22 protein-coding genes and 1 pseudogene are annotated in these 23,679 nt (G+C 49.5%); 7 read left to right on the top strand and 16 right to left on the bottom strand.

The genetic code is table 11. The annotated features are described in order from the left end of the window. Positions 1–152: 152 nt before the first annotated feature. From FH749_15955 to FH749_15975, 5 genes are all read right to left on the bottom strand, one after another. A complete protein-coding gene (locus tag FH749_15955; GenBank protein MTI96937.1) occupies positions 153–2,816 on the bottom strand; it encodes a PTS fructose transporter subunit IIA in 2,664 nt (887 codons plus the stop codon). Continuing rightward, the gene (locus tag FH749_15960) at positions 2,800–4,641 is read right to left on the bottom strand and encodes a hypothetical protein (GenBank protein MTI96938.1); all 1,842 of its coding nucleotides are present in this window, start codon (positions 4,639–4,641) and stop codon (positions 2,800–2,802) included. The genes FH749_15955 and FH749_15960 overlap by 17 nt, the downstream gene beginning before the upstream one ends. Positions 4,642–4,669: 28 nt before the next feature. Continuing rightward, positions 4,670–5,128, bottom strand: coding sequence for a PTS fructose transporter subunit IIA (locus FH749_15965; protein ID MTI96939.1), 459 nt, complete (start codon positions 5,126–5,128; stop codon positions 4,670–4,672). Next, the gene (locus FH749_15970; protein MTI96940.1) at positions 5,128–7,095 is read right to left on the bottom strand and encodes a transcription antiterminator; all 1,968 of its coding nucleotides are present in this window, start codon (positions 7,093–7,095) and stop codon (positions 5,128–5,130) included. Before FH749_15970 ends, FH749_15965 begins: the two co-directional genes overlap by 1 nt. A gap of 239 nt (positions 7,096–7,334) precedes the next feature. Beyond that, complete coding sequence (locus FH749_15975) at positions 7,335–7,901, bottom strand: GNAT family N-acetyltransferase (protein MTI96941.1); 567 nt, start codon at positions 7,899–7,901, stop codon at positions 7,335–7,337. A 178-nt stretch (positions 7,902–8,079) separates the two neighbouring features. Between FH749_15975 and FH749_15980 the strand changes: the two genes are divergently transcribed. Together FH749_15980 and FH749_15985 are read left to right on the top strand one after the other, a co-directional pair. Next, positions 8,080–9,417: a TldD/PmbA family protein gene (locus FH749_15980; GenBank protein MTI96942.1), complete on the top strand. Its 1,338-nt coding sequence runs from the start codon at positions 8,080–8,082 to the stop codon at positions 9,415–9,417. Between the two features lie 9 nt (positions 9,418–9,426). Beyond that, entirely contained in the window at positions 9,427–10,659 is a 1,233-nt protein-coding gene (locus tag FH749_15985) for a peptidase U62 (protein ID MTI96943.1), read from the top strand. A 41-nt stretch (positions 10,660–10,700) separates the two neighbouring features. Here the strand turns inward: FH749_15985 and FH749_15990 are convergent, their stop codons facing one another. Next, positions 10,701–11,486 (bottom strand): transposase, encoded by a 786-nt coding sequence (locus FH749_15990; protein ID MTI96944.1) that lies wholly within the window; start codon positions 11,484–11,486, stop codon positions 10,701–10,703. A gap of 156 nt (positions 11,487–11,642) precedes the next feature. Here FH749_15990 and FH749_15995 point away from each other — a divergent pair, with 156 nt between their 5' ends. The 4 genes and pseudogenes from FH749_15995 (at position 11,643) to FH749_16010 (ending at position 15,097) form a co-directional block, all read left to right on the top strand. Next, positions 11,643–12,425, top strand: coding sequence for a hypothetical protein (locus FH749_15995; GenBank protein ID MTI96945.1), 783 nt, complete (start codon positions 11,643–11,645; stop codon positions 12,423–12,425). A 253-nt stretch (positions 12,426–12,678) separates the two neighbouring features. Continuing rightward, a pseudogene (locus tag FH749_16000) lies at positions 12,679–13,424 on the top strand (ATP-binding cassette domain-containing protein). Positions 13,425–13,436: 12 nt separating this feature from the next. Further along, entirely contained in the window at positions 13,437–13,871 is a 435-nt protein-coding gene (locus tag FH749_16005) for a hypothetical protein (GenBank protein ID MTI96946.1), read from the top strand. Beyond that, on the top strand, positions 13,805–15,097 hold the full coding sequence (locus FH749_16010) for an ABC transporter ATP-binding protein (protein MTI96947.1): 1,293 nt from the start codon (positions 13,805–13,807) through the stop codon (positions 15,095–15,097). The genes FH749_16005 and FH749_16010 overlap by 67 nt, the downstream gene beginning before the upstream one ends. 192 nt (positions 15,098–15,289) lie before the next feature. Here FH749_16010 and FH749_16015 read toward each other — a convergent pair whose 3' ends face one another. The 10 genes from FH749_16015 to FH749_16060 all read right to left on the bottom strand — a co-directional run bounded on the left by FH749_16015 (position 15,290) and on the right by FH749_16060 (position 22,894). Next, positions 15,290–15,742 (bottom strand): hypothetical protein, encoded by a 453-nt coding sequence (locus tag FH749_16015; GenBank protein MTI96948.1) that lies wholly within the window; start codon positions 15,740–15,742, stop codon positions 15,290–15,292. Positions 15,743–15,895: 153 nt separating this feature from the next. Further along, positions 15,896–16,102 carry a helix-turn-helix transcriptional regulator gene (locus FH749_16020; protein ID MTI96949.1) on the bottom strand — a complete coding sequence of 69 codons (207 nt, stop codon included), beginning with the start codon at positions 16,100–16,102 and terminating at the stop codon, positions 15,896–15,898. 8 nt (positions 16,103–16,110) lie between these two features. Then, positions 16,111–16,584, bottom strand: a complete 474-nt coding sequence (locus tag FH749_16025; GenBank protein MTI96950.1) for a DUF2975 domain-containing protein — start codon at positions 16,582–16,584, stop codon at positions 16,111–16,113. 232 nt (positions 16,585–16,816) lie between these two features. Then, positions 16,817–17,716, bottom strand: a complete 900-nt coding sequence (locus FH749_16030; GenBank protein ID MTI96951.1) for a PHP domain-containing protein — start codon at positions 17,714–17,716, stop codon at positions 16,817–16,819. Positions 17,717–17,768: 52 nt separating this feature from the next. Next, positions 17,769–18,386, bottom strand: a complete 618-nt coding sequence (locus FH749_16035) for an NAD(P)H-dependent oxidoreductase (protein MTI96952.1) — start codon at positions 18,384–18,386, stop codon at positions 17,769–17,771. Continuing rightward, the gene (locus FH749_16040) at positions 18,383–18,943 is read right to left on the bottom strand and encodes a flavodoxin family protein (GenBank protein ID MTI96953.1); all 561 of its coding nucleotides are present in this window, start codon (positions 18,941–18,943) and stop codon (positions 18,383–18,385) included. Before FH749_16040 ends, FH749_16035 begins: the two co-directional genes overlap by 4 nt. 37 nt (positions 18,944–18,980) lie before the next feature. Continuing rightward, positions 18,981–19,787, bottom strand: coding sequence for a nitrilase (locus FH749_16045; protein MTI96954.1), 807 nt, complete (start codon positions 19,785–19,787; stop codon positions 18,981–18,983). A 22-nt stretch (positions 19,788–19,809) separates the two neighbouring features. Next, the gene (locus FH749_16050; GenBank protein MTI96955.1) at positions 19,810–20,664 is read right to left on the bottom strand and encodes a S1 RNA-binding domain-containing protein; all 855 of its coding nucleotides are present in this window, start codon (positions 20,662–20,664) and stop codon (positions 19,810–19,812) included. A 167-nt stretch (positions 20,665–20,831) separates the two neighbouring features. Further along, positions 20,832–22,319, bottom strand: coding sequence for an NAD(P)/FAD-dependent oxidoreductase (locus FH749_16055; protein ID MTI96956.1), 1,488 nt, complete (start codon positions 22,317–22,319; stop codon positions 20,832–20,834). Further along, positions 22,316–22,894, bottom strand: coding sequence for a TetR/AcrR family transcriptional regulator (locus tag FH749_16060; protein ID MTI96957.1), 579 nt, complete (start codon positions 22,892–22,894; stop codon positions 22,316–22,318). The genes FH749_16055 and FH749_16060 overlap by 4 nt, the downstream gene beginning before the upstream one ends. A 222-nt stretch (positions 22,895–23,116) precedes the next feature. Here FH749_16060 and FH749_16065 point away from each other — a divergent pair, with 222 nt between their 5' ends. Continuing rightward, positions 23,117–23,470, top strand: a complete 354-nt coding sequence (locus tag FH749_16065) for a GntR family transcriptional regulator (GenBank protein ID MTI96958.1) — start codon at positions 23,117–23,119, stop codon at positions 23,468–23,470. The last annotated feature ends 209 nt before the right edge of the window (positions 23,471–23,679 follow it).

The raw sequence follows: 23,679 nt of genomic DNA on the forward strand, positions 1-23,679 counted from the left end.
AACACCCTTTCGCTGGTTGTTGGGATTTAGGCACTTCCATTTTACCAGCAAGGGGTGTTTTTGTACACCTTTGAGGCCAATAAAGTCAGGGGTTTACGGGTGTTTTACACCTGCGAAACTTGAGTTATTTTAACTAAATTAGATACGCTGATTTACTTACTAATCTTAATATTTCTCAGTTCCCCCGGGTCTAATTTGCCTACATCTAAAGTTGCCGTTTCCTTTTCGGTCTCCAAGATATTAGTCTTGAGAATTTCGTTATAGTCAAAACCGACTGTAAGCCTCCCGCCTTCAATTGCATGATTCTCATTGTTATAGATCCGCAGCACATAGCCGTCGTTGTCCTCGGACTTGACAACAGTACTGAAGGCAGACCGGGAATTCTCAAGGCCGATAAAGTCGTAGGATTTCGGCAGCGCAAAGGGAAGGGGATTGGTCGGGAAGTACGAGAGCTTAAATACTGTGCGCTCATGGGTCTGGTTTTGATAGTACATCTGATTGGTTGCATAGCGCACGTAATCATTCATAACATTATTTCCGTCAAAGTCATCATAGTAAGTCAGACCGACTTCGAAAGTAATTTCACCCAACAGCTGACTGTCCGGGGTCTCAATCACCTTGTAGTCCAGACCGCTAGGGCGGCCTGGCCGCCGGTTAAGGTCCGGCAGGCCCAGATGGCCGACAGAACGGAAGATTGTCAGGGCAATGTCCTTGCAAGCTGCACCGATAAACTCGTATTCCTTGATGCTGCGGGTAAAGGCGCTAACGGTATATGCATCCCCCACCGCTGATACATGATTCAACAGGGGATTTGTCGGGCTGGGCTCCTCAAACCAATTCTCCTCCCGCCAGAACTTCAGAGCTTCAGGACTAGTCTCACGTTTGATATAGCCAAACTGAGTTCCAGCATATGAGTGGTGATTCTCGAATTCAGAGCTTATTACCAGCCGTACCCGATGATTCAACGCTTTGTTGGCAAAAGAACCATTGAGCTCAATAACATCACTGTCGTCCCGGAGGCGCAGGCGGATTTTGTAGCTTAAGTCCGAATTGCATTTTTTCGCTTTGCGTTCCTCGAGGTTTTCCGGCACCTTGAAGCTGCCCTGAAGCGTCATTTCACTCATACCCGCCGCGTTCCAGGCACTAGATTTTGCATCTTTGAAATAGTGGGTAATGATCAAATCCTCACCTTCATCAGGATAGGAGTAATCATAGTTATCGCCAGCATCACCGGATTCTTCGAGATAGAGAGCCTGATTAAACACCCTGTTTAAGAGCTTGTCAGTAATTCGGAGACCGGTATCCAACAGCTCAACCTTGAAGCGGGCATTCTCTGTATAATTTCCCGTTTTGCTAATCCGCTCCGGTGCAGAGCTGTTTTCCGCCTCCATCACCTGGATTGTTTTGTAGGCGATGCCAGGAAAGTCTTTCAGGTTGAGGATAACTGTAGTCTTCCAAAAGTCTCTGTCCTCGGTCATCAAGTCCGGTGACTTCCGGAGCACCCCGCCGTACTGCTCTTCTGCGCTGACCACTGTATATGGCAGTTCCCGGCCATCAAGAAAGAGCTTAAACTCAGGTTTTTTGGTATAGATATTCAGCTTGAGTGACAAATCGCGCTTATATGGCAGGGTGTTGAAAACGACCAGTGGCGTCCCAGGTTCTTGATTCTCAACGGAAAGCGCGGTAATTTTCATCAGATAAACTTTGGCAGCTTTGGCGATGTTCAAGGCATTATTGCTGGTGACTTTGATATACTCATTAGTTTCATCGGTCAGGGTCGCCGAAGCGTGGGTCTGACAGCGAACCAGCGTATCCCAGGCCTTGTCGAGGATGCTCTGATCATAAGGAACCCCCAGCTGATCCAACATGGCCATCAGTGGCTGAACTTCGAAGGCCAGGATGCGCTCCGCCTCATCCTGCAAAGCCTTGATATCTGCCCGGGCAGAGAAGATTGATTTGTGGATTCGATGATACTGGGTAGAGAACAATTCGTAATCATGGACTTTCAAATTTTGCCCCCGTTCCCGCACCTTCTGCATAAACTCTTCCCAGGTGGTAAGCTGGAAGTAGAGCTCGTTAGACTCTGAATTGTATTTTTTTATCTTCTCTTCGATGTTGAGCATAATTGGGTTTTGGTCAAAGCCCAGGGGAAAGACAAATTCATTCTCCACAGAGGAAAGTGTGACTAGGCGCTCAATCAGCGATTTGACATCGATACGGTTGTAATCCTCAGCTTTGTCGGTGAGCAAAGTGCCGTATTTAAATGGGTAGGCGCCGTAACCATAGCCAGAAATCATTGTGCAAACCAGGACCTTGCTGCCGTCATTTGAGCGGAGGTAAAATTCACTGCCAAGGTTATACTCGTCGCCAACACCGCGGGTGATAACAAAATCGTAGATACCCATCTGGTTGAAAATCTTCGGGAAATCATAGGAATGGCCAAAGGAATCCGGCAAGTAGGCAATCTTTGACACGCCGCCCAGCGCGTCGCCGGTTTTTATCCCCAGACGCAGGTTATTTATCACGGCCTCGCCGCTGGAGATAAAGCAGTCCAGCTGGGAGTTAAACGGACCGACAAAGAGCTTTTTCTCTTTGACCAGCTTGCTGATTTTTTCCCGATCTTCGGGGTGTAGTTCCAGGTACTCGTCCAGGGCCGCCGTCTGGCCGTCCAAGAAGAAGTTCTCAATTTTGCCATCATCAAAGGCGGCAAGCATCTCTTTCATGTTGTAGGTGAACTGGACCATGGCATCCTGGGCGGTGAAATACCAAAGTGGATCCCAGTGGGTGTGGTGAATGCAATTAGCTATTTTTTTCATTTACATCCCCCTTTCGCAGGATTGTCTTGTGAATTACCACCGGCTGGTAGCCCTTAGCTTCAACAACATACTCAGTGATGCTGGCGGGCACGGTGATAACATCGAGGAACCGAGCCCGGTACTGCAATTCGGGATTTGCCTTGGAACGAATCACAACTTCTTCACCGTCCACAACCGACAGGACCGTAAACTCGCCGTCAGTGGCACCCTCATATTTCCCGCCGGTCTCGAGATTAATCCGGTGGGTTTGGTAATACATGCGGTCGTTTCTGCCAATAACATATTCTGCAAATTCGGCTGTTTCTTTGATTTTTTCCGGTTTCAGAATCAGGTTTTCCCGCACCCATTGGGTATCACGCTCAAAACCCAGAACTTTTTCCGCCTTGTTGGTGTGGATCGGCCGCAGTTTGCCGTTGATGTCTTTACGGTTGTAGTCGTAGATCTTGTAAGTGTAGGAACCGACGGTGAGGCTGCCCAGCTCCAGCACCAACTGGTTGCGGCCTGAGGCATGGACTGTCCCCGCAGGAATCATGAACTGTTTGCCCGGAATCGATTGCTCCGAGGAGATATATTTCTGGTAGTCAATAGAGTCACCGTTTTTCTCTGCTGCTTTACAGAGCTCTAGAAACTCCCGGCCGTCACCCTTAAAGCCACAATAGGTGCGGGCGTCATGACCGGTGGCGACGATATAGTAGGCCTCGTCCTGGCTTCCAAGTTCGCGGTAGTTCTCCTTGGCAAAATCCCGCCCGGGGTGGACCTGGATGGACATGTTGCCATTTGAGTGCCAGGTGTCGTCATAATTGAACCGAATCGGGTAGTAGCCGTTGTAATCTTCATATGGGCGATCGCCGAGAATCGTCCGCCCCCGAGCGTTGACAAAGGTATAGAATGGAAAGTCCAGATACTTGCCGTCAATATCTACGGCAATACTGACTTCCAGGGGAATCAGTTCAAAGACCCAGGCAATTTTCGGCGCGATGTCCACGGGAAGATTACGTGCTTTGCGGATAAATTCGCCGCCCCAGACACCCTCCAGATAAACAGGTTTGGCCCGAAATGGCCGTCTTGCCAATTCGTCGAAGATGCTATTGAGCTCTTCATTGCCCAGGCAAGCCAATTGGTCCCGCTTGTTGCCGATAACATAGAAATCTAATTTGTTTTCTTCGATTAACTCACGACGCAGCTTCATGGCTACCTGGATATCCACATAGTAGAAGCGCCGCATCATTGCCTCGAAGGGATGGTCAGCCTGAGCGCCAATGTTTCGGTACTCGCCACCCGCCACCCGCAGCACCGCTTCTTTGGGCGTAATATCGATATAGATGACGAGATCAGCGGCCTCGCGGATCAGCGCGTTGGCGCTGCCCAGGCCAAAGATTACGTTTACACCGCCCATTGCCTGGATACGCTTCAGGAGACTAGCCAGCTTACTGCGTTCAATAAAATCGGTGAACGCCCCTTCATAAAGCTTGCCAAACAGAAGCACAGGATCATCTTCATAATTTAGGGGCAGACAGTGCTCCACTAATTTTTCAATCTCTGCTTCCGGCTTGAGCACATCTCTGATATCAAAGAAATTTAACTGGGAGTCGGCGCCAGCCAACGCTTTCTGCAGGCCGGCAGCAAAGTGATTAAAATCAGCGCCCAGGTAACCATCTAAAACAACAAGCTTGCCTTCGTCGCTGTTTCGGCCTAACGTTTCCGCCAGAGCACTGAAGACTGCTTCATTACCAGCGAGAATCTTTTCGGCAGCGATTTTCTCGTCGCTAAGCCTATTCACCGCCCGCATGTCGTCATAGGGCAGGGGATTAAACATAAAACTCATAATTCACATACCTCCTAATCGATTAGCATTATTGGATTGTGATGCCCCCCAGTAAGCTGACCAGTTTTTCCTTGTCATTGCAGGCAGTCAGCTTGTCCCGAAACTCTACGTGAATTAGCTTGCGAGCGAGGGCTGCAAGAACCTTCAAATGATAGTTGTCCGCCGATTGCTCGGGGACAGCCAGGAGAAAAACCAACTTAACCGGCTCCTCATCCAGCGAATTCCACTCCAACCCGCGGACACTGCGACCAAAGGCAATGGCCGGTGTTTGCACCGCGGCACTCTTGCCATGGGGGATGGCTATGCCGTGACCAATGCCAGTCGGCCCCAATGCTTCCCGGGCCATGGTATCAGCCACAAACTGCTCCAAATCACTCACATGACCAGAAGCGAAAAGCTCTTTGGCCAATTCCCGAATAACTCCTTCCTGGCTGGTGGCGGCAAGGTCTAAATTTATATGCTCTGCTGTTAATAGACTCACGATGATTACTCCTCTCTGTACCCCCTGATGATTTCAACAAACTGGCTTGGGCTAGTTGCTGCCCGCAACCGGGAAAGAAATTCCCGATTGTCCAACAGCCGGTAAAAACTGCGAAACATCTGCCAGGTCTTCTCCTCCCGGTTAAATTTCAACGCCAGCATGAACACCAAATCAACTTCGTCCTCGCCCCACTGAATTGGCGTTTTCAGGCGGGCAACTGCCACCCGGGATGATTGGACATGTTCCTGGAATGTATGGGGAATTGCCACACCCCGGCCAACTGCAGTGGACGCCAATTTCTCCCTGGCCAACACCCCTGCCCGGTAATCTTCAGTGACAACACCGGTCGCCTTCAGGCGGGCCGCCAGAAACCCGATTATCTGTTCCTGGCCAGCGGCCTCAAAGTCCAGAAAAACCAAATCAGGCGTGACCAGGTCTGTTAGCACCGGAATGCTCTTTTTGGGGTCCTGATTGCCCCTTATCGTATAACGACTAATTGCCTGAATATCTTGCTGATTGAGAAAAGGACTGACCTGAATAACTGGAATGCTTTTTGCTTCCAGCGGCACTGTCGAGATGATCAAATCTACATTGGGTAGGTTGCCCTGACTGTATTGATAACTGGAGACGACATCAACAACATCGAGATTGGGAAATGCTGACTCCAGGCGGGTGTTTAAGAGCTGTGCAGTCCCCATGCCACTGGAGCACACCAATAGCACACGCTTCCGCTTCCGCAAACGCTCGAGGGCGGCGCCAAGATGCATGGCAATGAATCCGACTTCCGGCTCGGAAATCGTCACCCCCAGATGCTGCTCAAATACTTTGCTGGTGGCCCAGGCGGCATTCATCAACTCAGGGTAATTTTCCTTGATCATTGCCAAAATGGGGTTGCGGATCGACAGGCCGTGGCGAAGCCGGTTCAACGCGGGGCGCAGATGCAATGCCAACCCCGCCAGCAACAGGCGGTCATGGGCAAGCTCGAAACCGAGAATCGCCTCCGCCACAGCAATTATTTCCTGGGTGATTTTAATCGTCTGTGGTTCGAGTTTGGCAACCAAATCTTCTGCCTCCTCAGAGTCAACCCGCTGCTGGAGCTTAGAGCCAAGGATGTGCATGCAGATGTAACCGGTTTCCGACTCGGGGATGCTTACGCCCGCGATTAGACTGATGCGCGCGGTAATCCACCGGGCGACTTCAAATTCTTCTTTTTGCCGGACCATCTCCATTTGCTCCCGGGGCATAGTTATATCTTTGCCCTGGCGTAAACGCTCCATGGTAAGGGCGATGTGGACAACGAGGCAGACAAAGGCCTCGTCGGCAAACCGGAAGCGCAAACGGTTCTCAGCTTCTTCAAGCACTGCCTCAAACAGACTGATGTCATGGGCAGGGAACAATTTGGTCAGCTGACGATAGGTTCCTCCATCCACACGGCGTACCGGCACCGGTCCCGAATCGCTGTCGCTGTATGCCGATAGTTTCGGCAGCAGATCTGCTGTCGCCCGGCGAATTCCAGATTCATCACCTTCCACAACCAGACCCCTGTTTTTGCGGTTTACCAACTCCAGGTCATAATTTTGCAGATACTCCCGAACCCCATCCAAATCGTTGTAGATAGTCATTCGGCTGACGTAAAGCTTGTCACTCAATCTAAGAATGGGCGTCGGCCCAGCCAAAACCTCTTGCAAGATAAGGAGTTGCCTGTGCCCGGGTGAATATTTCTCCTCCCAAACCCCTTGGCGAACCTTGGAAACCACATACCCCAGGTCCTCAGGGCTGCCTTCAATCCAAACCCCGACCTTAGGCTTCCGCATGAGCTTAAGGTTATAGGCCTCAAGTAAAATCTCCACTTCTTCCAGCCAATACCGTACTGTTCGGTTGGAGACATGGAGCTCCTGGGCCAACTCATCTACCCTGTGCGGTCCTTTGTCCCGAAGCAATATAAGCAATAATTGCTGAAGATTTTCTTTCATGGTGATATCACCCCATTGCTACTGACTCGAATATACCACCTGAATGTCAAGTAGGATTACACTCCTCTTGCCGCATAAATGTGGCAAAGCTGGACACTAAAGCTGCTCGCGACTCACAACTAGTCTCTATGGTAATTTCACCAGAACGAAAACAAATAACTCGTGAAAACAAAAACAACTGCCTGGGCAGTTGTTTCAGAACTATACATTTAATTTACGCTATTCAATTAAAACGCTGGCTACAAATCCAGCCACATCACCCGGAGGTCTCCATGCCGCTCTATCTCCTTAAAACCAAGCTCTGTGTACATGTTTATAGTTCCCCTGTAAAGCGTTTGAGGGTTAGCCTTAATATCCACCGGAAGTGCCAACACAGCTTCATAATCATCCGCTTGGAAGTCTTGAACCGCCTGCTCTAGCAACTTCCGCGCCAATCCTTGATTGCGATAATTGGGATGGATCACAAAGCAAAGCACGCAGCCGATCCTCCTATCACCAACAACTGGCTGCATTTCTTTTTTTAGACGGAGATAGCGCTGAGCATCGTTGGCATTGCACCAGCCTACACACTGCTCGCCATCGAAAGCCAGATATCCCATCATTCTCCCTTCCTTGATTAGTTCAAAGGCATCTCGACGATTATCCTCCCCCGTCCTGCTTTGCCACTGCTCCTGGGAGCAATCGACATGATATGCCATACAATAACAGCTGGCCCAATGGGGGGAATGCTCAAAATCCAACCCTTCAAAGAACTCGACAAAGGTTTTTGCCAGTTCTGGGGCGAGCCGCTTAATTGTCAACCCCATCTTTTCACGCTCCTAAAAGTTTAATCGTATAAATTATAATACAACAAGATTAAAATACAAAGATGAAATCCGATATATCACATTTTGAAAGATGTATATTAATATTTTTAATATACGCATTGACATATGTGAAATGGATGATATTATGAGGATAAAAGCTCTAGAAAGTGGGTGCAAAATGTTTACATTTCCCCAAAACCTGTATACCGATGTCAGAATCGAGGATGTCTTTGAGAGCAACATTATTTTTTCGTTGGGAAACCTCGATGAACAAAAGCAAAGGAAATACAAAGCAGCCTTTATCAGGGTTTTTGACGGGACCCGGTGGTACTATAGTTCTACTTCGAACATAGAGGCAATTCAACGGGAAATCGACAATCTGGCACGAATAGCCACCGCCAATTCGGCAATTGGTGACCATCCAATCGTTCAGAAGTTGGAAGCCAACCAAGGCGAACACACCAAATTCAGATTGAATTCCGTTGCCGAGATAGGTATCGACCAAAAGTTAGACCTCTTACAGGACTATTTCCCAATCATCTCCGAGAACAGTTTGATTAAAATGTGGAAGGGGCAGTACGTCGATCAATATGTAGTTAAAAAATTCTATTCCAGCAAGGGAGCCAATCTACATTTCGATGCCCAAAAAGCTGGCATCTCTTTGCAGTTTGAAATGGCTGCCAATGAACGCAAGTTTTCCGAACGGTTCCAAAAGGCGTCTCATTATTTTTCGGATTTGCAGGGCCGGCATGAAGAACTGAAGGCCTATATCTCCAAGTGCGAGGACTTTCTGCATAATTATCAAGCACTTAAGCCGGGAAAATATACAACCATCCTCTCGCCGGTTGTGGCTGGGGTGTTTGCCCACGAAAGCTTCGGCCACAAGAGCGAATCCGATTTCATGGTCGGAGATGAAACGATGAAAAAAGAGTGGGCGATAGGCAAAAAAGTCGGCGCCGACATCCTCTCGATTATTGATGATGGCAGCAAACCGGGCAGCGGCTTCGTGCCCTTTGACGATGAGGGCACCCGGTCGCGGGAAACTCATCTGATAAAGAACGGCATCCTGGCCGGTAGGCTCCACAGCGCCGCCACAGCTGGGGCGCTGGACGAAGATGTCACCGGTAACGCACGGGCTATCAATTTTGAGTTTGAACCGATTGTCAGAATGACTACCACCTATATCGCTTCCGGCGATAAAACCAAGGACGAACTATTCAGCGAAGTGAAGGAAGGTATCTATATTGAGACCCTCAAACACGGCTCGGGCATGTCCACCTTTACCATCGCACCCTCAATAAGCTACTACATCAAGGACGGAAAAATCGCCTACCCAGTGAATATCGCCGTAATCACAGGCAATGTCTTTGAGACTTTAGGCGAAATTGACGGGCTCTCCAATCAGGTGGAACTGGAGTCCTTTGTTATCGGCGGCTGCGGCAAAATGGAACAATATCCCCTGAGTGTAGGGTTTGGCGGACCCTATGTCCGGGTCAAAAATATCAACGCCCAATAAGGAGGCGCGATGATGATTAGAGAAAAATACTCCACCAACATAAAGGAAACCACCCTGAATGTTGTCCAGACTGAGATTGAGTCAGTCCGCAAAAAGGATATCTCCAAGACCGGACTCCGGCTTTACAAAGACGGCTTTATTGGTGTCAGCGGCGCCATTGGTAACTACGATGAGTTGGAGCTCCAGGAGCGGGCTGAGAAAACTCTGTCCCTCAAGATTCCCTACCCCCATGCGGCCAGCCGGGACATGAAAGAACAGGTATCCAACTGCCCGGAAATCATTAAAGATACTGATTTCCCCGCCGAAATTGAAGCTCTGCTGTCTGAGTTGCGACAACAACAACCCAAGTTCACCTTTTTCCACAAGATTAAGCTAGTGGAGCAACAAACTGAACTCAAGAATGAGCAGAATCTAGATCTGCAGTACAAAGACAGACATATAAGTATCGAGCTGGCGATCAAAGAAAAGGCATCAGCGAACCTCTTGGACGCCTTCACCGGTTACCAGGGAAGGGTCTATGACCGCAATCAATTCGTGCAGATGGCCAACGATATCTGCAACGCGTTTTTGAACCCGGTGGAAATGCCCAAGGGCGCAAAATTGCCGGCAGTGTACGACGCATCTCATCCCCTACCCCTAAAGAAACTAATAACAGATCTTAACGGTCAGCTTTTTGCCACTGGCAGCTCCCTGTTCTCCGGCAAACTAAATGAAGAGATTTTCAACACCAACTTCAGTCTCTACCAATCCCTGCATCCGGAGGCCTCCTTTCAGCCTTTCTTTGATGCCGAAGGCGTGGTCAACCCGGGGTACAGTTACCCATTGATTGAAAATGGCCGGTTGATGGCGCCGTACACAGACAAAAAAACCGCAGCACAATTTGATCTGCCGTTAACAGGCAGTGCTGCTGCGGAGTATGACAGCGTTCCGTCACTAGGATACTTGAACTTCAAGCTCAAGGAGAGCAATAAGACCCTCAAAGAATTGCTGGGAGGGCAGATGGGAATCTTCGTGCTAATTTCCGAAGGTGGAGACTTCACCCCCAACGGCGACTTCGCCACCCCTGTGCAGCTGGCCTTCCTGTTCGACGGTGAAAAACTCATCGGCCGTCTGCCAGAATTACAGCTTTCCTCTAACGTGTTCAAAATGTTTGGGGAAGATTTCGTAGGCGTGGGCAAAAATAAACTTCACCCTCTAGCCAGCGAGAAGTACATGGTTCTTAACATGGACATCTCAAAATAGCGGTAAGCGGAGCACGGGGACGGTTCTCGTGCTCCCGCACATTAGGCCTTAAACACCAGGCTTGGTGATACACCCAAAATTCTCGCAGTTTGTCTTTGGGAAACTCCATCCAGCTTCGTAATCTTGCGGATAATCTCATCCCGTGCTGGCTTCGGCAAGCCTTTAACCTGGGCAATATTAACACCACTGGGTAGAATCTCTCGGACTAATTGCAGTGCCTCTTCATCTGTTAGGCGGATTCTTTCACCTACTCCTTCATCTAAGCAGGCATCATCATTGGCTGCCAGGCTGTACTCCTTGAACAACCTTAAAGCTGTGTCCCTGTCTTTCGAAAACAAATCAAGCACCGGACGGGTATCCAACAGTCCATCGGGAAAAATTCCCGTCGCTTCAATATATCCCCGATAGCTGCTCCATCTCCAGTCAGCAGCAGATGTTACCAGTCCGGCCTTCACAGGATTCTGGTGGATATATCTGGCCACAACAAGGAAATATCTTTCTGTTTCTACGGTTTCACTTTTAAACCTGTCCTGAAACAAATGTCCCGTGGCTTTGTACTTCAGATTATAGTAGGTAACATAACAGACTCCGATTCGCTTCATAGTAATTGAAAAATCCTCAGTTCCCTCTTTAAGTAACAAATGAACATGATTTCCCATAAGGCACCATGCATACATTTGAAAAGCGGACACATCTTTATACCGTTTAAGCGTTTTTAGAAACTTTATTCTATCAACATCGTCATGAAATATCTCTTGCTTGTTTGCTCCTCTGACCATTACATGGTAAATCCCACTCTTACTTTTCTCCCTTGCCACTCGAGGCATGGTATCACCTCTTTTTGAGTTTCGGGAAGCGACCCTGCAAAGGTGACCGGAAGCTGTGTCAGGTGGGAGCAACAGAACCGTCCCTATGCTCCCTGGCGCTTCTTTTTTGACTATTTCGACATTACTGGAAATATCCCTTTTTGGGGAGATTAGATTATGTCATTCAAGCCTCTGTTAAGATTGTTTAGGGAAACCCCTGAATTAAGAATACCTGCGATTATTACCGCGCTTGTGGTTATTGCCGAAGTGGCGATTGCACCGGCGCTGGCCCACACGCTTCGTCAGCTGGTCGATGGTTTCCTGGGCCAGCAAACCACTGTTTATTGGCGCCTGGCGCCAATTGCCTTCGGGATTTTTATTCTCCACGCCTTTGTCGCCTGGGCGCGCAATAAAATTATGGGCTGGATAGCCGAGCGGGGCACTGCCAGCCTGCGCAAGCGGGCAGCTGACAGTTTGTTAAACATGCCGGTTCCCCGCCTCGACTCCATCCATACCGGCGACCACTTGTCACGGCTGACCAACGATGTCAGCGTCCTGACAAATTATCTCAATCGCCAGCTCTTCTGGTTGTTCGCCCTGCCACTGATGGCCCTTGCCTCAATGGGCTACCAAGCATATATAAGTTGGCAGCTGACATTGGCCACATTTGTCCTGATGCCGGTGATGATATGGCTCACCGCCCAGGCGTCCCGACCCATCACCAAAATCAGCCGCAACCTTCAGGAAGATTTGGCTGCGGTAAACAATGTCACCCAAGATGCCTTGGGCGGCGCAGAAATAGTTAAGGCCTTCAATTTGCAGCCGGAAATGGAGCGCCGCTACGATGAGGGCCTGCAAGGAACAGTCAAGAATGGGCTGCGCTTGGCCAGACAAAATGCCCTACTTCGTGCTATAGCGGGTTTTACGCCCTTCATTCTGCCCCTTGCTCTGGGCGGCTAGTTTGCCGTCAACGGTCTGATAACCGTTGGCAGTCTGGTGGCGTTCATTCAGCTCTTGAACAACGTTACCTTTCCCCTCTCGGAAATGCCGATGGTAATCGGAGACCACCAGAAATCAATGGCAGGCTTGGGACGTCTCTTTGAACTAATCGACGAGGAACGCGAGCGCCAGGAACGGCGAAGATTTTGCAGCCGATAGATGTACAGTCCTTACGCTTAGCGGGGTCTCATTCAGCTATGAAGACGAACCGGTATTGAATGAGTTGAGCTTTAGCCTCAATGCGGGGGAAACAGTGGCAATTGTGGGACCCAGTGGCGCAGGTAAATCCACAATTTTTAAGCTGCTGACCGGGTTCTATCCGCCCAATCAAGGCAAAATCGAGTTGTTCGGTGAGGAACTTCAGGACTGGCAACCTTACGTCGCCAGATGGCCTTGGTGGCTCAAGACACATTCCTATTTCCAGGCACCATCTCCGAAAACATCACCCTTGGCAGACCTGAGGCAACAGAAGCGGAAATTATCCAGGCAGCCCAACAGGCCAACGCTCATGATTTTATTGAGCAGCTGCCCGGGGGGTATGAGCATGTCCTCAGCGAACGGGGCGTCAATCTTTCAGGCGGACAAAGGCAGCGCCTGGCAATTGCTAGGGCGATTCTGCTGGATGCCCCTCTGCTCCTGCTGGATGAAGCCACCTCAGCACTGGATACCAAATCGGAGCGTCTGGTCCAAGATGCCCTGGATACGATTGCCGCCAGCCGCACCACTTTGGTCATCGCGCATCGCCTCTCCACCATTCACATGGCAGACCGGGTGCTGGTCATGGATGAAGGAGAGATTGTCCAGCAGGGCAGTCATCAGGATTTGTTAGAACAACCAGGACTCTATCGCCAGCTTTACCTGAAACAATTCGCCGAACAAACGTGTGGCCTGATGTTCGCCACTTTGGGTAAACTGTTGAAAATGGTTGACCGGCCCGGCCGTTACCTGAGCGGACTTTAGCTCATTGGTTTGGTGGCAGAAAGTATTAATATTTTTATGGGTTTTGCCTTCAGCTTGTTTATAACTGCTGCTGAACGCGCTGACGTTCAGATACTCCTTACCAGCACTATATACATCCTCATCACTCTGGCCATCCTTTTTGTGCTTATGCCTCTGGGATACTGGCTCTTTGACACGGCAGTAGTCCATGGCAGCGCCAATTTGCGTCGCCAGGTTTTCCGGCGGGCCCTGCGTCTGAGCGCCGCCTGGCTAGAAACAAAGCACAGCGGTGATTTAACTTCCCGCACCACCAATGATGTCCAAGCCGCCGAACAGGCTACAGCACCAATACCGTCAACCTGGTTGAAGTGCTCTTGGGGGGTATTGGCTGCGCCACAACGATGCTTATCGTTGACTGGAAACTGGCCCTGGGTATCATTGCCCTGGGCGCCATCCGAATCTGGATAAATAGTTTGTTTGTCAAACCGCTGGAACGGGCCAGCAACGCGGTGCAATCTGCCCTGGGCAAGCTCACCGAACGGCTGTCGGATATCGCCAACGGCGGCCATGTAATACGGATGTTTAATTTGCAGCGAAGTATGGCGGTGAAGTTTGCCGAGCAAAATGAACAGGTCGTTCACCATGGGCTGACCAGGGTAAAATATGCTGCCGTTGTCAACAGCTTCAACATCTTTAACGGCGACCTCTCATTCCTCGGCTTGATTATCATCGGGGGCTGGATGGTGATGCAGGGCTGGTACACTTTGGGAACGATTGCCCTTTTTGTCCAACTGCAAAACGGAGTTGAGGGCCTTTTCCGTGCCTTTGGTCAGTATATTACCCAGCTGCAAACTTCATTGGCCGGGGGCCGCAGAGCTCTGGAAATTATTAACCAACAACCCGAACCCCATCGGATCCAGCTGCCGACTGTAGCCCGGGACATCTCCGCTGCAGTGGCCCTGGAGTCGGTTACCTTCGCCTATCCCGGCAGCAACCAGCCAGCCCTGAATGACATCAGCCTTACTGCAGCGCCTGGCGAATTGATCGCTTTAGTAGGTCCCAGCGGCGGAGGCAAGAGCACTTTATTCAAACTGTTGCTGGGCTTCTACCCACCAGAGTCCGGCGCCATCTCTGTCCTGGGCAAACCCCTGGACAGCTATACACTTGGGGAGCTGCGGGACCTTACCGCCCTGGTGCCCCAGAGCGCCCACCTCTTCAGCGGCACGGTAGCGGAAAACATTGGTTTCGGTAAACCTGGAGCCAGCCGGGAGGAGATTGAAGCTGCGGCTCAAGTGGGCAACGCCCATGAGTTTATCTGCCAACTACCCGATGGCTACGAAACAATTATCGGCGAGCGAGGCAGCCGCCTCTCCGGCGGGCAACGGCAACGCATCGCAATTGCCAGGGCCGTGCTCCGAGACGCACCAATCCTGCTCCTGGACGAAGCCACTTCATCATTGGACACAGAATCAGAGGAATTGGTTCAGCAAGCGCTAAAGAAATTGATGAAAGGCCGCACTACTTTTGTCATTGCACACCGACTTTCCACAGTTCGGAATGCTGACAAGATCCTGGTGATTGATGACGGCAGGGTTAGTGAGCAAGGAAACCACCAAGAGCTTATGGAAGCAGACGGCTTATACAAACGCCTCCACGATATGCAATTTGCCGAGGATTTCGAAGCGGCCGGTTGAAAAAGCGGAGCACGGGGACGGTTCTCGTGCTCCTGATATTTCAACCCCTATTATAATAGATTCGCCAAATATATCTCTTCAAAGGCGTAAAGCCTGCAGAATTACTTCCGGCCTTTCTGGACTGCTTGCTAAAATCCATAAGCTAAACCGGCGCCCCAAAGCGCCGGTTTAACTGTAATAGTAAACCTCTTACTAACTTAACTTCTTGCGTAACCGATAACCTAAGTAATAGATGACTATCATCAGAATGCAGGACAGGATGAATGTAAAGAAAGGCACGTGACGATTAAGGAAGAACAAAAATGTTCGTTCGACAAATTGGGTAACACGCAGCATGGGGAAAAAGAAAAATTGCGGCCCGGATCCCAAATAGACGATTCCTTGAGTCATCAACCAAGTATCCAACCTGAGTAAAAGCATGGAAACGCTTACAAGGGCGAAAATGTTTCCAATCAAGACAGACTCCTTGGCTGTTCGTGTGTAAGTAGCAGATTTATACCCCACAAACAACCAATAGGCAGCGAAAAAAAAGCTGCTTAAAGTTAACCCCTTCCCAATCCACTCATTATTCTGAACGGCGAGATGAAAACAATAGTTAATCAGAAACGGAGAAAATGCAAACGCCAGTAATTTTAATCGCTTCACGAGCTACCTCCTCTCCCCGATAACTTCTGTAAAAAAACGAAGTCCTCCCTTACTTATACTTTTTCGGGGAGTACTTCGTTTTGAATTGCGAGGAAAGGCAATTCTTCGCAGAAATAACGATGTTGGGAGCAACAGAACCGTCCCCGTGCTCCATCAGTCTGCTCGGTACTCCAGGATGTCTCCCGGTTGACAATCCAGAGCTTTACAAATTGCATCTAAGGTTGAAATCCTGATTGCCTTTGCCCTGCCGTTTTTCAGGATTGAGATATTGGCCATGGTAATCCCGACCCTGTCAGCCAACTCAGTAACGCTCATCTTCCTTTTTGCCAACATCACATCAATATTAACTATTATTGCCATGACTGCACCTATATTGTTAAGTCGTTTTCTTTTTGGATTTTCAATGCCTGACTGAGCAATTCCTGGAGCAGAGCGGCAAACAAGGCAATAATAACGGCAGCCGATATAATCGCCACGCCCAAAAGCATCAGTCCCGGCGGCATGGCATTCTGGGAAATTAGAAACCACTCGCCACCCACATATAGAAAAGCGATGATTAGTGCAGAGAACTTAATACGTTTTAAAGATCTTATTGCTGTTTCCGAGAAAGCGTTGTATGCATCAATTAGGCCGAGCAATTTTAGTCCCTGGTATAATGCATAATAAAAGGGAACTGTGGTGGCGTAAATACCTAACAGCACAGGATACTTCAAATAGCTGACTTCCGGAAACAATTCTACCGTCTGTTCAGCCATCCAGGGTAGCCAAAATATGCATAGCCCCAAGCAAATCAAGCCAATTAAGCAAATTGCCAACCGAAGCAAAACTGTCTTTGCCTCCATCGAATCACTCCCCACAATTTCTAACCCCATTATACCTCAATGCATATTGATATACAATAAATACATATTGATTTTCAGCAACATGACGGGCAAGTGCAGGGCAGCCTCAGTTCTCTCCCGATCAAATATCTTATCGCGAGAGAGGCCTTGTTGGACTTCTTTGTTTAGCTCCATACAAAAATCCCGGCTGCGAATGCCGAGATTTTTGTAAGCTCCCTCTACTTTTAAAGTGCTATCTTTGGAAAAAACCGTCGCAACGCTCCTGAAGTGCGGCTAGCATAGCTGACTCGGCGCCGTCGCAATCAACAGATCCCACGGCGATTGCCGGTTTGGTTTTGCCATGAAAATCGCTGCCACAGCTCATTGCCAACCCCAAATCCTCGGCCGCCTCCCGATAAAAAGCAGTCTGCGCCGGTGTATGGTAACTACTGAACACCTCCAAGCCGGCTATCCCCTGCTTCTCGATATTCTGCAGCAGAGTGGCATCCTCTTTTACATTATTGCCCGGGTGGGCAAGGACTGCAATCCCGCCCGCAGATCGGATTACTTCAATTATTTCCTCTAGACTTAAAAAGTTGATAGGAACAAAAGCCGGTTTGCCCTGGGAGCAAAAATCCCAGTAAAAATTTACATACGGATTATCGCTGCGGTTTCCGTCTGCGCGGTAGGCCGCCAGCAAAGGATTGTCAGCGTTTTCGTCCTGCTGCAATACCACCTCAGCGATTATCTCGCCTGTTACAACTCCATTGGTTGCAAGCGCAAAGGCCGCTTCGGAGTCCACGTGGATCCCCAACGCCCGAACCTTTTCTATCCGCTCAGCTGCTGCCTTTTGCTCCTGGGCAATGATCGACTTTTCAATCTGCAAGAACTGGGGGTAACCCTCGTCGATCCAGTAGCCAAGAACATGCAGACCCACCCCCTGGTACAGACAATCCAATTCAACTCCTGGAATTAAGCTGATTCCCAGGGAAGCAGCCGCTTTCCTGGCTTCAGCGACCCCCCGGGTACTGTTGTGGTCGGTGACAGCAGCCGTCTTCACCCCGCTTTGCGAACATATCGTCATCAATTCTCCCGGTGTATACTGGCCGTCGTCACTACAATTTGAATGCAGATGTAAATCTAGCCATCCCATCCTATCTTCCTCCCCGTTTCATTTTCCCCATGTTTGTGGCTACACAGCGTATCTAGAGGTATGGTTGATGATTAATCGGCGCCTTGCCACGCTTAGCAGCGACCTTCCTGAAATTCCAATTTAGGACAGCCAGGTAAAGCCATTTGGGCATCGGTCGCTTTGCGGCCAACTTCACCGCCCGCTTCGGGACTGGTTCCCCCTGGGCCAGCGCCGGAGCGGCTATGGCCATCGCCCGGGCCACCCGTCGGCTCGGACCGGAGCCAAAGGAAAATCCCGCCATACTCAGGGCAAGTCCGCCCAACCACCGACAACCTGCTTCCCTGGCGAACTGGCGACAGATTTTCAGTGCAGTATTGTTATGATTTCCCTCGGGAAAGCCACAGTTCAACACGACCGCTAACCACTTACCCTGTACCCTATCGACAAGCCGTTCCAGCGCAGCAATGGCAGGCGCAGGAATTGAGTCCACATATACCGGGAGACTGAGAATCAGGAGATCCGCAGAAGCAATGGAGCGCTCGGCCTCACCCCACGCCTCACCGGTGCAGAAGGCAAGGTGCAAACTTTCTGTTTCAAGTCCACACTCGCTCAGTTCTTTCAACAACGCTGTGCCCAATTTCCAAGAAGCGCCCTTTTGCCTGGGACTGCCAACCAGCAACAACGCCTTCATTTTACCACCCCCAGCTCCCCTAAAATGGAGGCAAGTTCTGCTTCTAGCTTATTTGCTCCAGTATTCTCATTGAATACATGACTGACAAAGTCCTGAGGGTACATATTCAGTCTGTTTCGCTCAGCCAACTCCTTAAAGATTTCCTCCACCCCAGAATCCGGAGTTTTCTGGACACCGAGTATCGCCAAAGCAGGATACCTGGAATAGCGCTTAACATGGTGGGTCTCCCCCTGGTATTGGGTACAGAGCCCAGAAAGATTGGGGATCAATCGGTCAACTGCCTTTTTGAGCACTGACGAATAGCCGCCAAAGGTCACAGGTGTCAGCAGTACCACTAGTTCGCTGTCCATAAATTTCCGGGCAATATCGTTTCCGATATCACCAATGATGCATTCTCCAGGAGTAATCAGCCAGCAATGAAAACACCCCCGGCACCATGCGATGTCCCTATCAGCAAGCCGGACATGTTCTACATTGTTTTGTCCCACAATAGAGCACACCAGCTCACCGATCCTGTTTTCCCGGGCAGGGAAACCGTCTAAGACCAAGATTTTCATGATCCCCCTCTTTTCCACTCTAAATTAGCAAGCGGCATTAAAAAATCGGCGTAGGGATTTTATTGGCGCCGCCGGGAGTTAGCTTCTTCTCGTAATCATCAAGGTAAGGCACCTGTTCGCGGGCCCAGACCAGAGCCTCTTTATCAATTGCCCGAACAATTAGCTCCTCCTTACGATCCGACGCTTCCGTCAAAATATCGCCCAGGGGGCTGACCAGCTTGCTCTTACCGCAGCTGTTGTTGCCAACGGTGTTAACACCAAACACATAGACAGTGTTGTCCAGGGCGCGGGCGGGCAACTGAATGTCCCAACGGTGAGAAGCCGCCATGCTCCAAACCGAGGGGCAGACAATCATTTCTACGCCCTCCAGCGCCAACAAGCGACTGGTCTCAGGAAACTCCATCTCATAGCAAATCAAGATCCCAATTTTGCCGACCTTGGTATCAAAAGCGGGATACTCGATGCTCCCTTCTTGAAAAATCTGCTGCTCCCGTCCCCAGAGCAAGCTTTTACGGACCACGCCCCGCAGCTCTCCAGTGTGATCAATAACCGCTGCCGCAATATACAGATCATCACTTTCTGACTCAACAAACGGGCATATAATCGAGGCCTGCGCACGCAGCGCCTGCTCTTGCATCAAGGTAACTGTTCTCCCGTCTACTGGCTCAGCCAACTGCCGGAACGACTCCTGGGATAAGTAATACCCAGTCGTCCATAGTTCCGGGAGGACAATAAGGTCCACCTCCTGGGCAGAAGCTTGCTCAATAAAATGTTGTCCGCGTTTTAAATTTGCTTCCACATCGTTCATAATCGGAGTCATCTGAACTCCGGCCACTTGAAACATTCGCATCTCCTCTCTTCATAGCCTAGTTGCCGGACGAGGGACCTGTCCCCTTGTCCTTGATGCCTGTGTTTGTAAACTCAATCTTTTTTTCCTTCAGCAATCTACCGGTTGCTTTCTTGAAGGCCCCTTTGCTCATACCAAAGCGGGCCTTTATTTGATCTGGGGAGCTTTTATCATTGAAGGGAAGTGCACCACCTGCACTCTTCAATTGCCGAAGGATCAGCTGGGCGTCCTGCTCGATCTGGACATCCGGGCTTTTCCGCAGACTGAGAATAAGCTTGCCATCTTGGCGAACCCTGGCCACCCGGGCCACCACCGGATCCCCGGCTTTCAATCGGTCAATAAGTTCTGTCTTGGGAATCAGGCCGTGAAACCTTCGTTCCACCGCGACCAGCGCACCCAAATCCTCGCTAATGTCGTAGACGATTCCTTCAATTCGGTCACCGAACTTGTATGGCGAATCCGCCTCCAAAAAATCGTAAACCTGCATTGTCGCACAGAGGCGATCGCTGTTATCTATGTAGACTCCTACCGGGTACTCCCTGCCTACCTTTACCCGCCCCCGTTGCTCTCGATAGGGAAGGAGTAAGTCCTTGGGTAATCCCCAGTCCAGAAAGGCGCCAATCTTGGTCACCTCTTTTACCCGCAGCGCCCCGACCTCGCCAACGGTCAAAATCGGCCGCGTGGTGGTGGCAATTAACCTGTCCTCTGAATCCCTGTACACAAACACTTCTAATTCATCACCGTCTTTAATTCCAGGGGGAACCTGGCTTTTCGGCAGCAAAACCTCTTCATCAGACGCTTGCAGGCTTAAATAAACCCCAACATCCGCGCTTCTGCTTGCGCAAAGTTGCTGCATCTCGCCTAATCTGACCATATAGCACCGCCTCTATGTTCTGTGCTGTTACTTTGTCCTACGGAAATAGTATAGCAGTAACTATCAGAATGCAAGTAAATGCAAATAAAGGAAGCTGCGCCCTGCCTGCTTCCTTTATTCTTGACTGTTTTAGCCGGAGGAGCAGCAGAACCGTCCCCGTGCTCCTCCTAACCAACAAACTTTCGCTTTACCTGCTTGCACAGTCGCATTATTGTGTCCCTTCCAGTGATAAGCGCAACAGGCAAACCTCCCGGAGGTTGCAGCCACTGACCGCTTAATACAATGTTGTCTAGACCTTTAATCTTTCCGGTATGGGCCAAACTCTTGCCCCGAAGGGTTGGCCAAAAGCCCATGAACGAGCCACGATAGGCATTACAGTAGCGCACGTAAGTCCGGGGTGTCGCCACATCAAGCAGCTTAAGTTTGCCCTTCATCTCTGGAAACCGTTTCTCCATTGCCCCGATAACCTCAGCACCGATCCGGTCCTTTTCCAGGCGATATGCTTCGCGGTCTTTAGCTAGTTCCTCCCAAGCATCGAGGTCGGGTTCAAACTGATTGATGGCAAAGGTGATGGCCGTATGGCCCTCGGGAGCAAATCCGGGTTCATAATCATAATGAGTCATTTGCAAATGCTTTATTGGCCACTGGTTGATCTCGAATCCCTGGACCGGGAATTTCAGTGTGCGGGGAATATCTCCTATAGAACCCTGATAACCAACTCCGACGTATATATTGGACGCCAGGGGATAATCAGCAGGGTTGTTGAAACGCATCTCAAACTTTGGGTCAGGGTACTCTCCTTTAAGCAGTCGGCGATAAAGAACATTGGCGTCGCAAGCGGCGACAAAGTAATCAGCAGTAAAGGTCTTACCATTTGCGCAGGTAGCGCTCCTGACGCTTTTGCCTTGAATTTCTAACTCAACTACTTCGCTGGCAGTTTCGATACGGCCACCCAGCTCCACATAGCGTTCCGCCATTCTCAGCGCCATGGCCTTTGAACCACCGGCGGGAATACCTGCCTGGCCCTTGGTGAAACCGGCCAGAGCAAAAAAGATTGAGGAAGCGCTGAAACCTTCAGGGGTAAATGAGGCCAATGCCTCGCGAAGCGCCGGGTTTTTGAAGGTCTGAGCATAGTCAACCAAACTGCGTTTGCCGTACTTCTGCATAATCATGCCGGCGTCCTTCATCGACAGCATCAGTTTTACCCTTTCAAGAATGTTCATCATGTCCATTGGCTTACCTACAGGTATATCGTAGGATTGCAAGGTTTTGATGTCACAGCAGAATTCTTCAATTGCATCTTTGTCTTCTGGAGATATCTCAAGCCAGCTGGCCTGCAAACGTTCAAGGTCCCGATAAAAATGAACTGTGACTCCCCCATACTCAACAGCCATGAAACTCTCTGGATTGATAATATCCACCCCATCTAGGGCACCGACATCCTTCCAAACCTGATTGATAGGTGTTCCTTCTTTAGTGCCAATAAGCCAATGGATGCAACCATCGATATGATAGCCCTGGCGGTCCCAACCGGTACACTCCCCGCCCATGGTGTGATGCTTTTCCAAAATGACACTCTCAAACCCATTTTTTTGGGCGTAAATCCCCACAGTCAAACCAGCAATCCCGCCGCCTATGATAACAATCTTCTTCATTTTTTACTCTCCTCTCGTTTCAGCTGGTGAACACGCATCAATTCGTCACCAATTTCCATAAGCAAGTCCTCTACCTCACGGTCTGACAGCCAAGATGGCATATGGCCGTTAGCGACCATCACCGAAAGTCCCAATTGAAAGACCCGCATCTTCAAAAGCAGACGCTTGCGTTCTGCCAAGGACCAGTTCTGCATCGCATCATCCTCGGCCATAGCTACCACCAATTCATTTTCCAGAGTTTCGTATGAAGCCATGTATTGATTGGGCTGGAGCATCAGTTCCCGAAACAATACCGGGTATTCCCGGGCAAAAGCGAGACTGGCCCTGCCGACATTTGCGAAATAATCGTCTCCCTTCTGCTTTGACACCAGCTCATCTGAGATGGCGAAAACCCTTTGCACTACCGCCGCTATCAAATCATCGATTGTTTCGAAATTGACATAGATTGGCGCCACAGAACTGCCCAGGCGTTTTGCCACATTGCGGGCAGTGACCCCGGAGAATCCTTCTACCTTTGCAATGTCAAAGGCGACGTTAACAATCTCTTGTTTGCTGAACCTGGTTTTCGGTCCCATATTACCCTCCTCAATAAATAACACTAGTTGCATAACGCTAGTTATACAATAACGTTTGTCTTCACATCCGTCAAGGGAAGTTTGCCTTGTAACCACAATGTAATGATAAAAGTTCCTCATTCACAGTTGACAAATCAAGCACCTGCTTATATACTTACATACACAACTATATAACAATATAGGAGGTGATAGTCGGTGGGAGAGTTACAAAGTAACAAACCTATCTTCCTACAGATTAAAGAAAGAATCGAAGACCAGGTCGTCAACGGTCAACTGCAGGAACATGAGCAAATTCCATCAACCACTCAGATGGTACATTTTTACAAGGTAAATCACATTACCATCTCCAAGGGAATCAATTTGTTGGTGGATGAAGGTATTATCTATAAGAAGAGAGGGGTCGGCATGTTTGTGGCTGAAGGAGCAATGGAAAAACTAATAAAAAACCGCAAAGACTCTTTTGCTGATAAATTTGTTCTGCCGATGATTCAGGAAGCGAGAAAACTTGGCTTAAGTGACAAGGATGTTAATGAGATCATCAAATCCCTGAAGGAGAGTGACATCGATGAATCTTGACGTAATTTTTAACGACGTTTGCCTTAAATCTTGCATTGTACAGTAAATCGCTGAAAAAGGCACAACCTTAACTTGAAAAGCCCGGAACATAGGGCTTTTCGTCATTTTTACAGGCACAAATTCCAAAAACCTGTAGGCACAACAATCTGCGCAAAACCCTTGTCCTTATTGGTAACACATGGTATAATGTAGGTGCCATGTATATTAGA

Source organism: Bacillota bacterium (assembly GCA_009711825.1).
GTDB lineage: Bacteria > Bacillota > Proteinivoracia > UBA4975 > VEMY01 > VEMY01.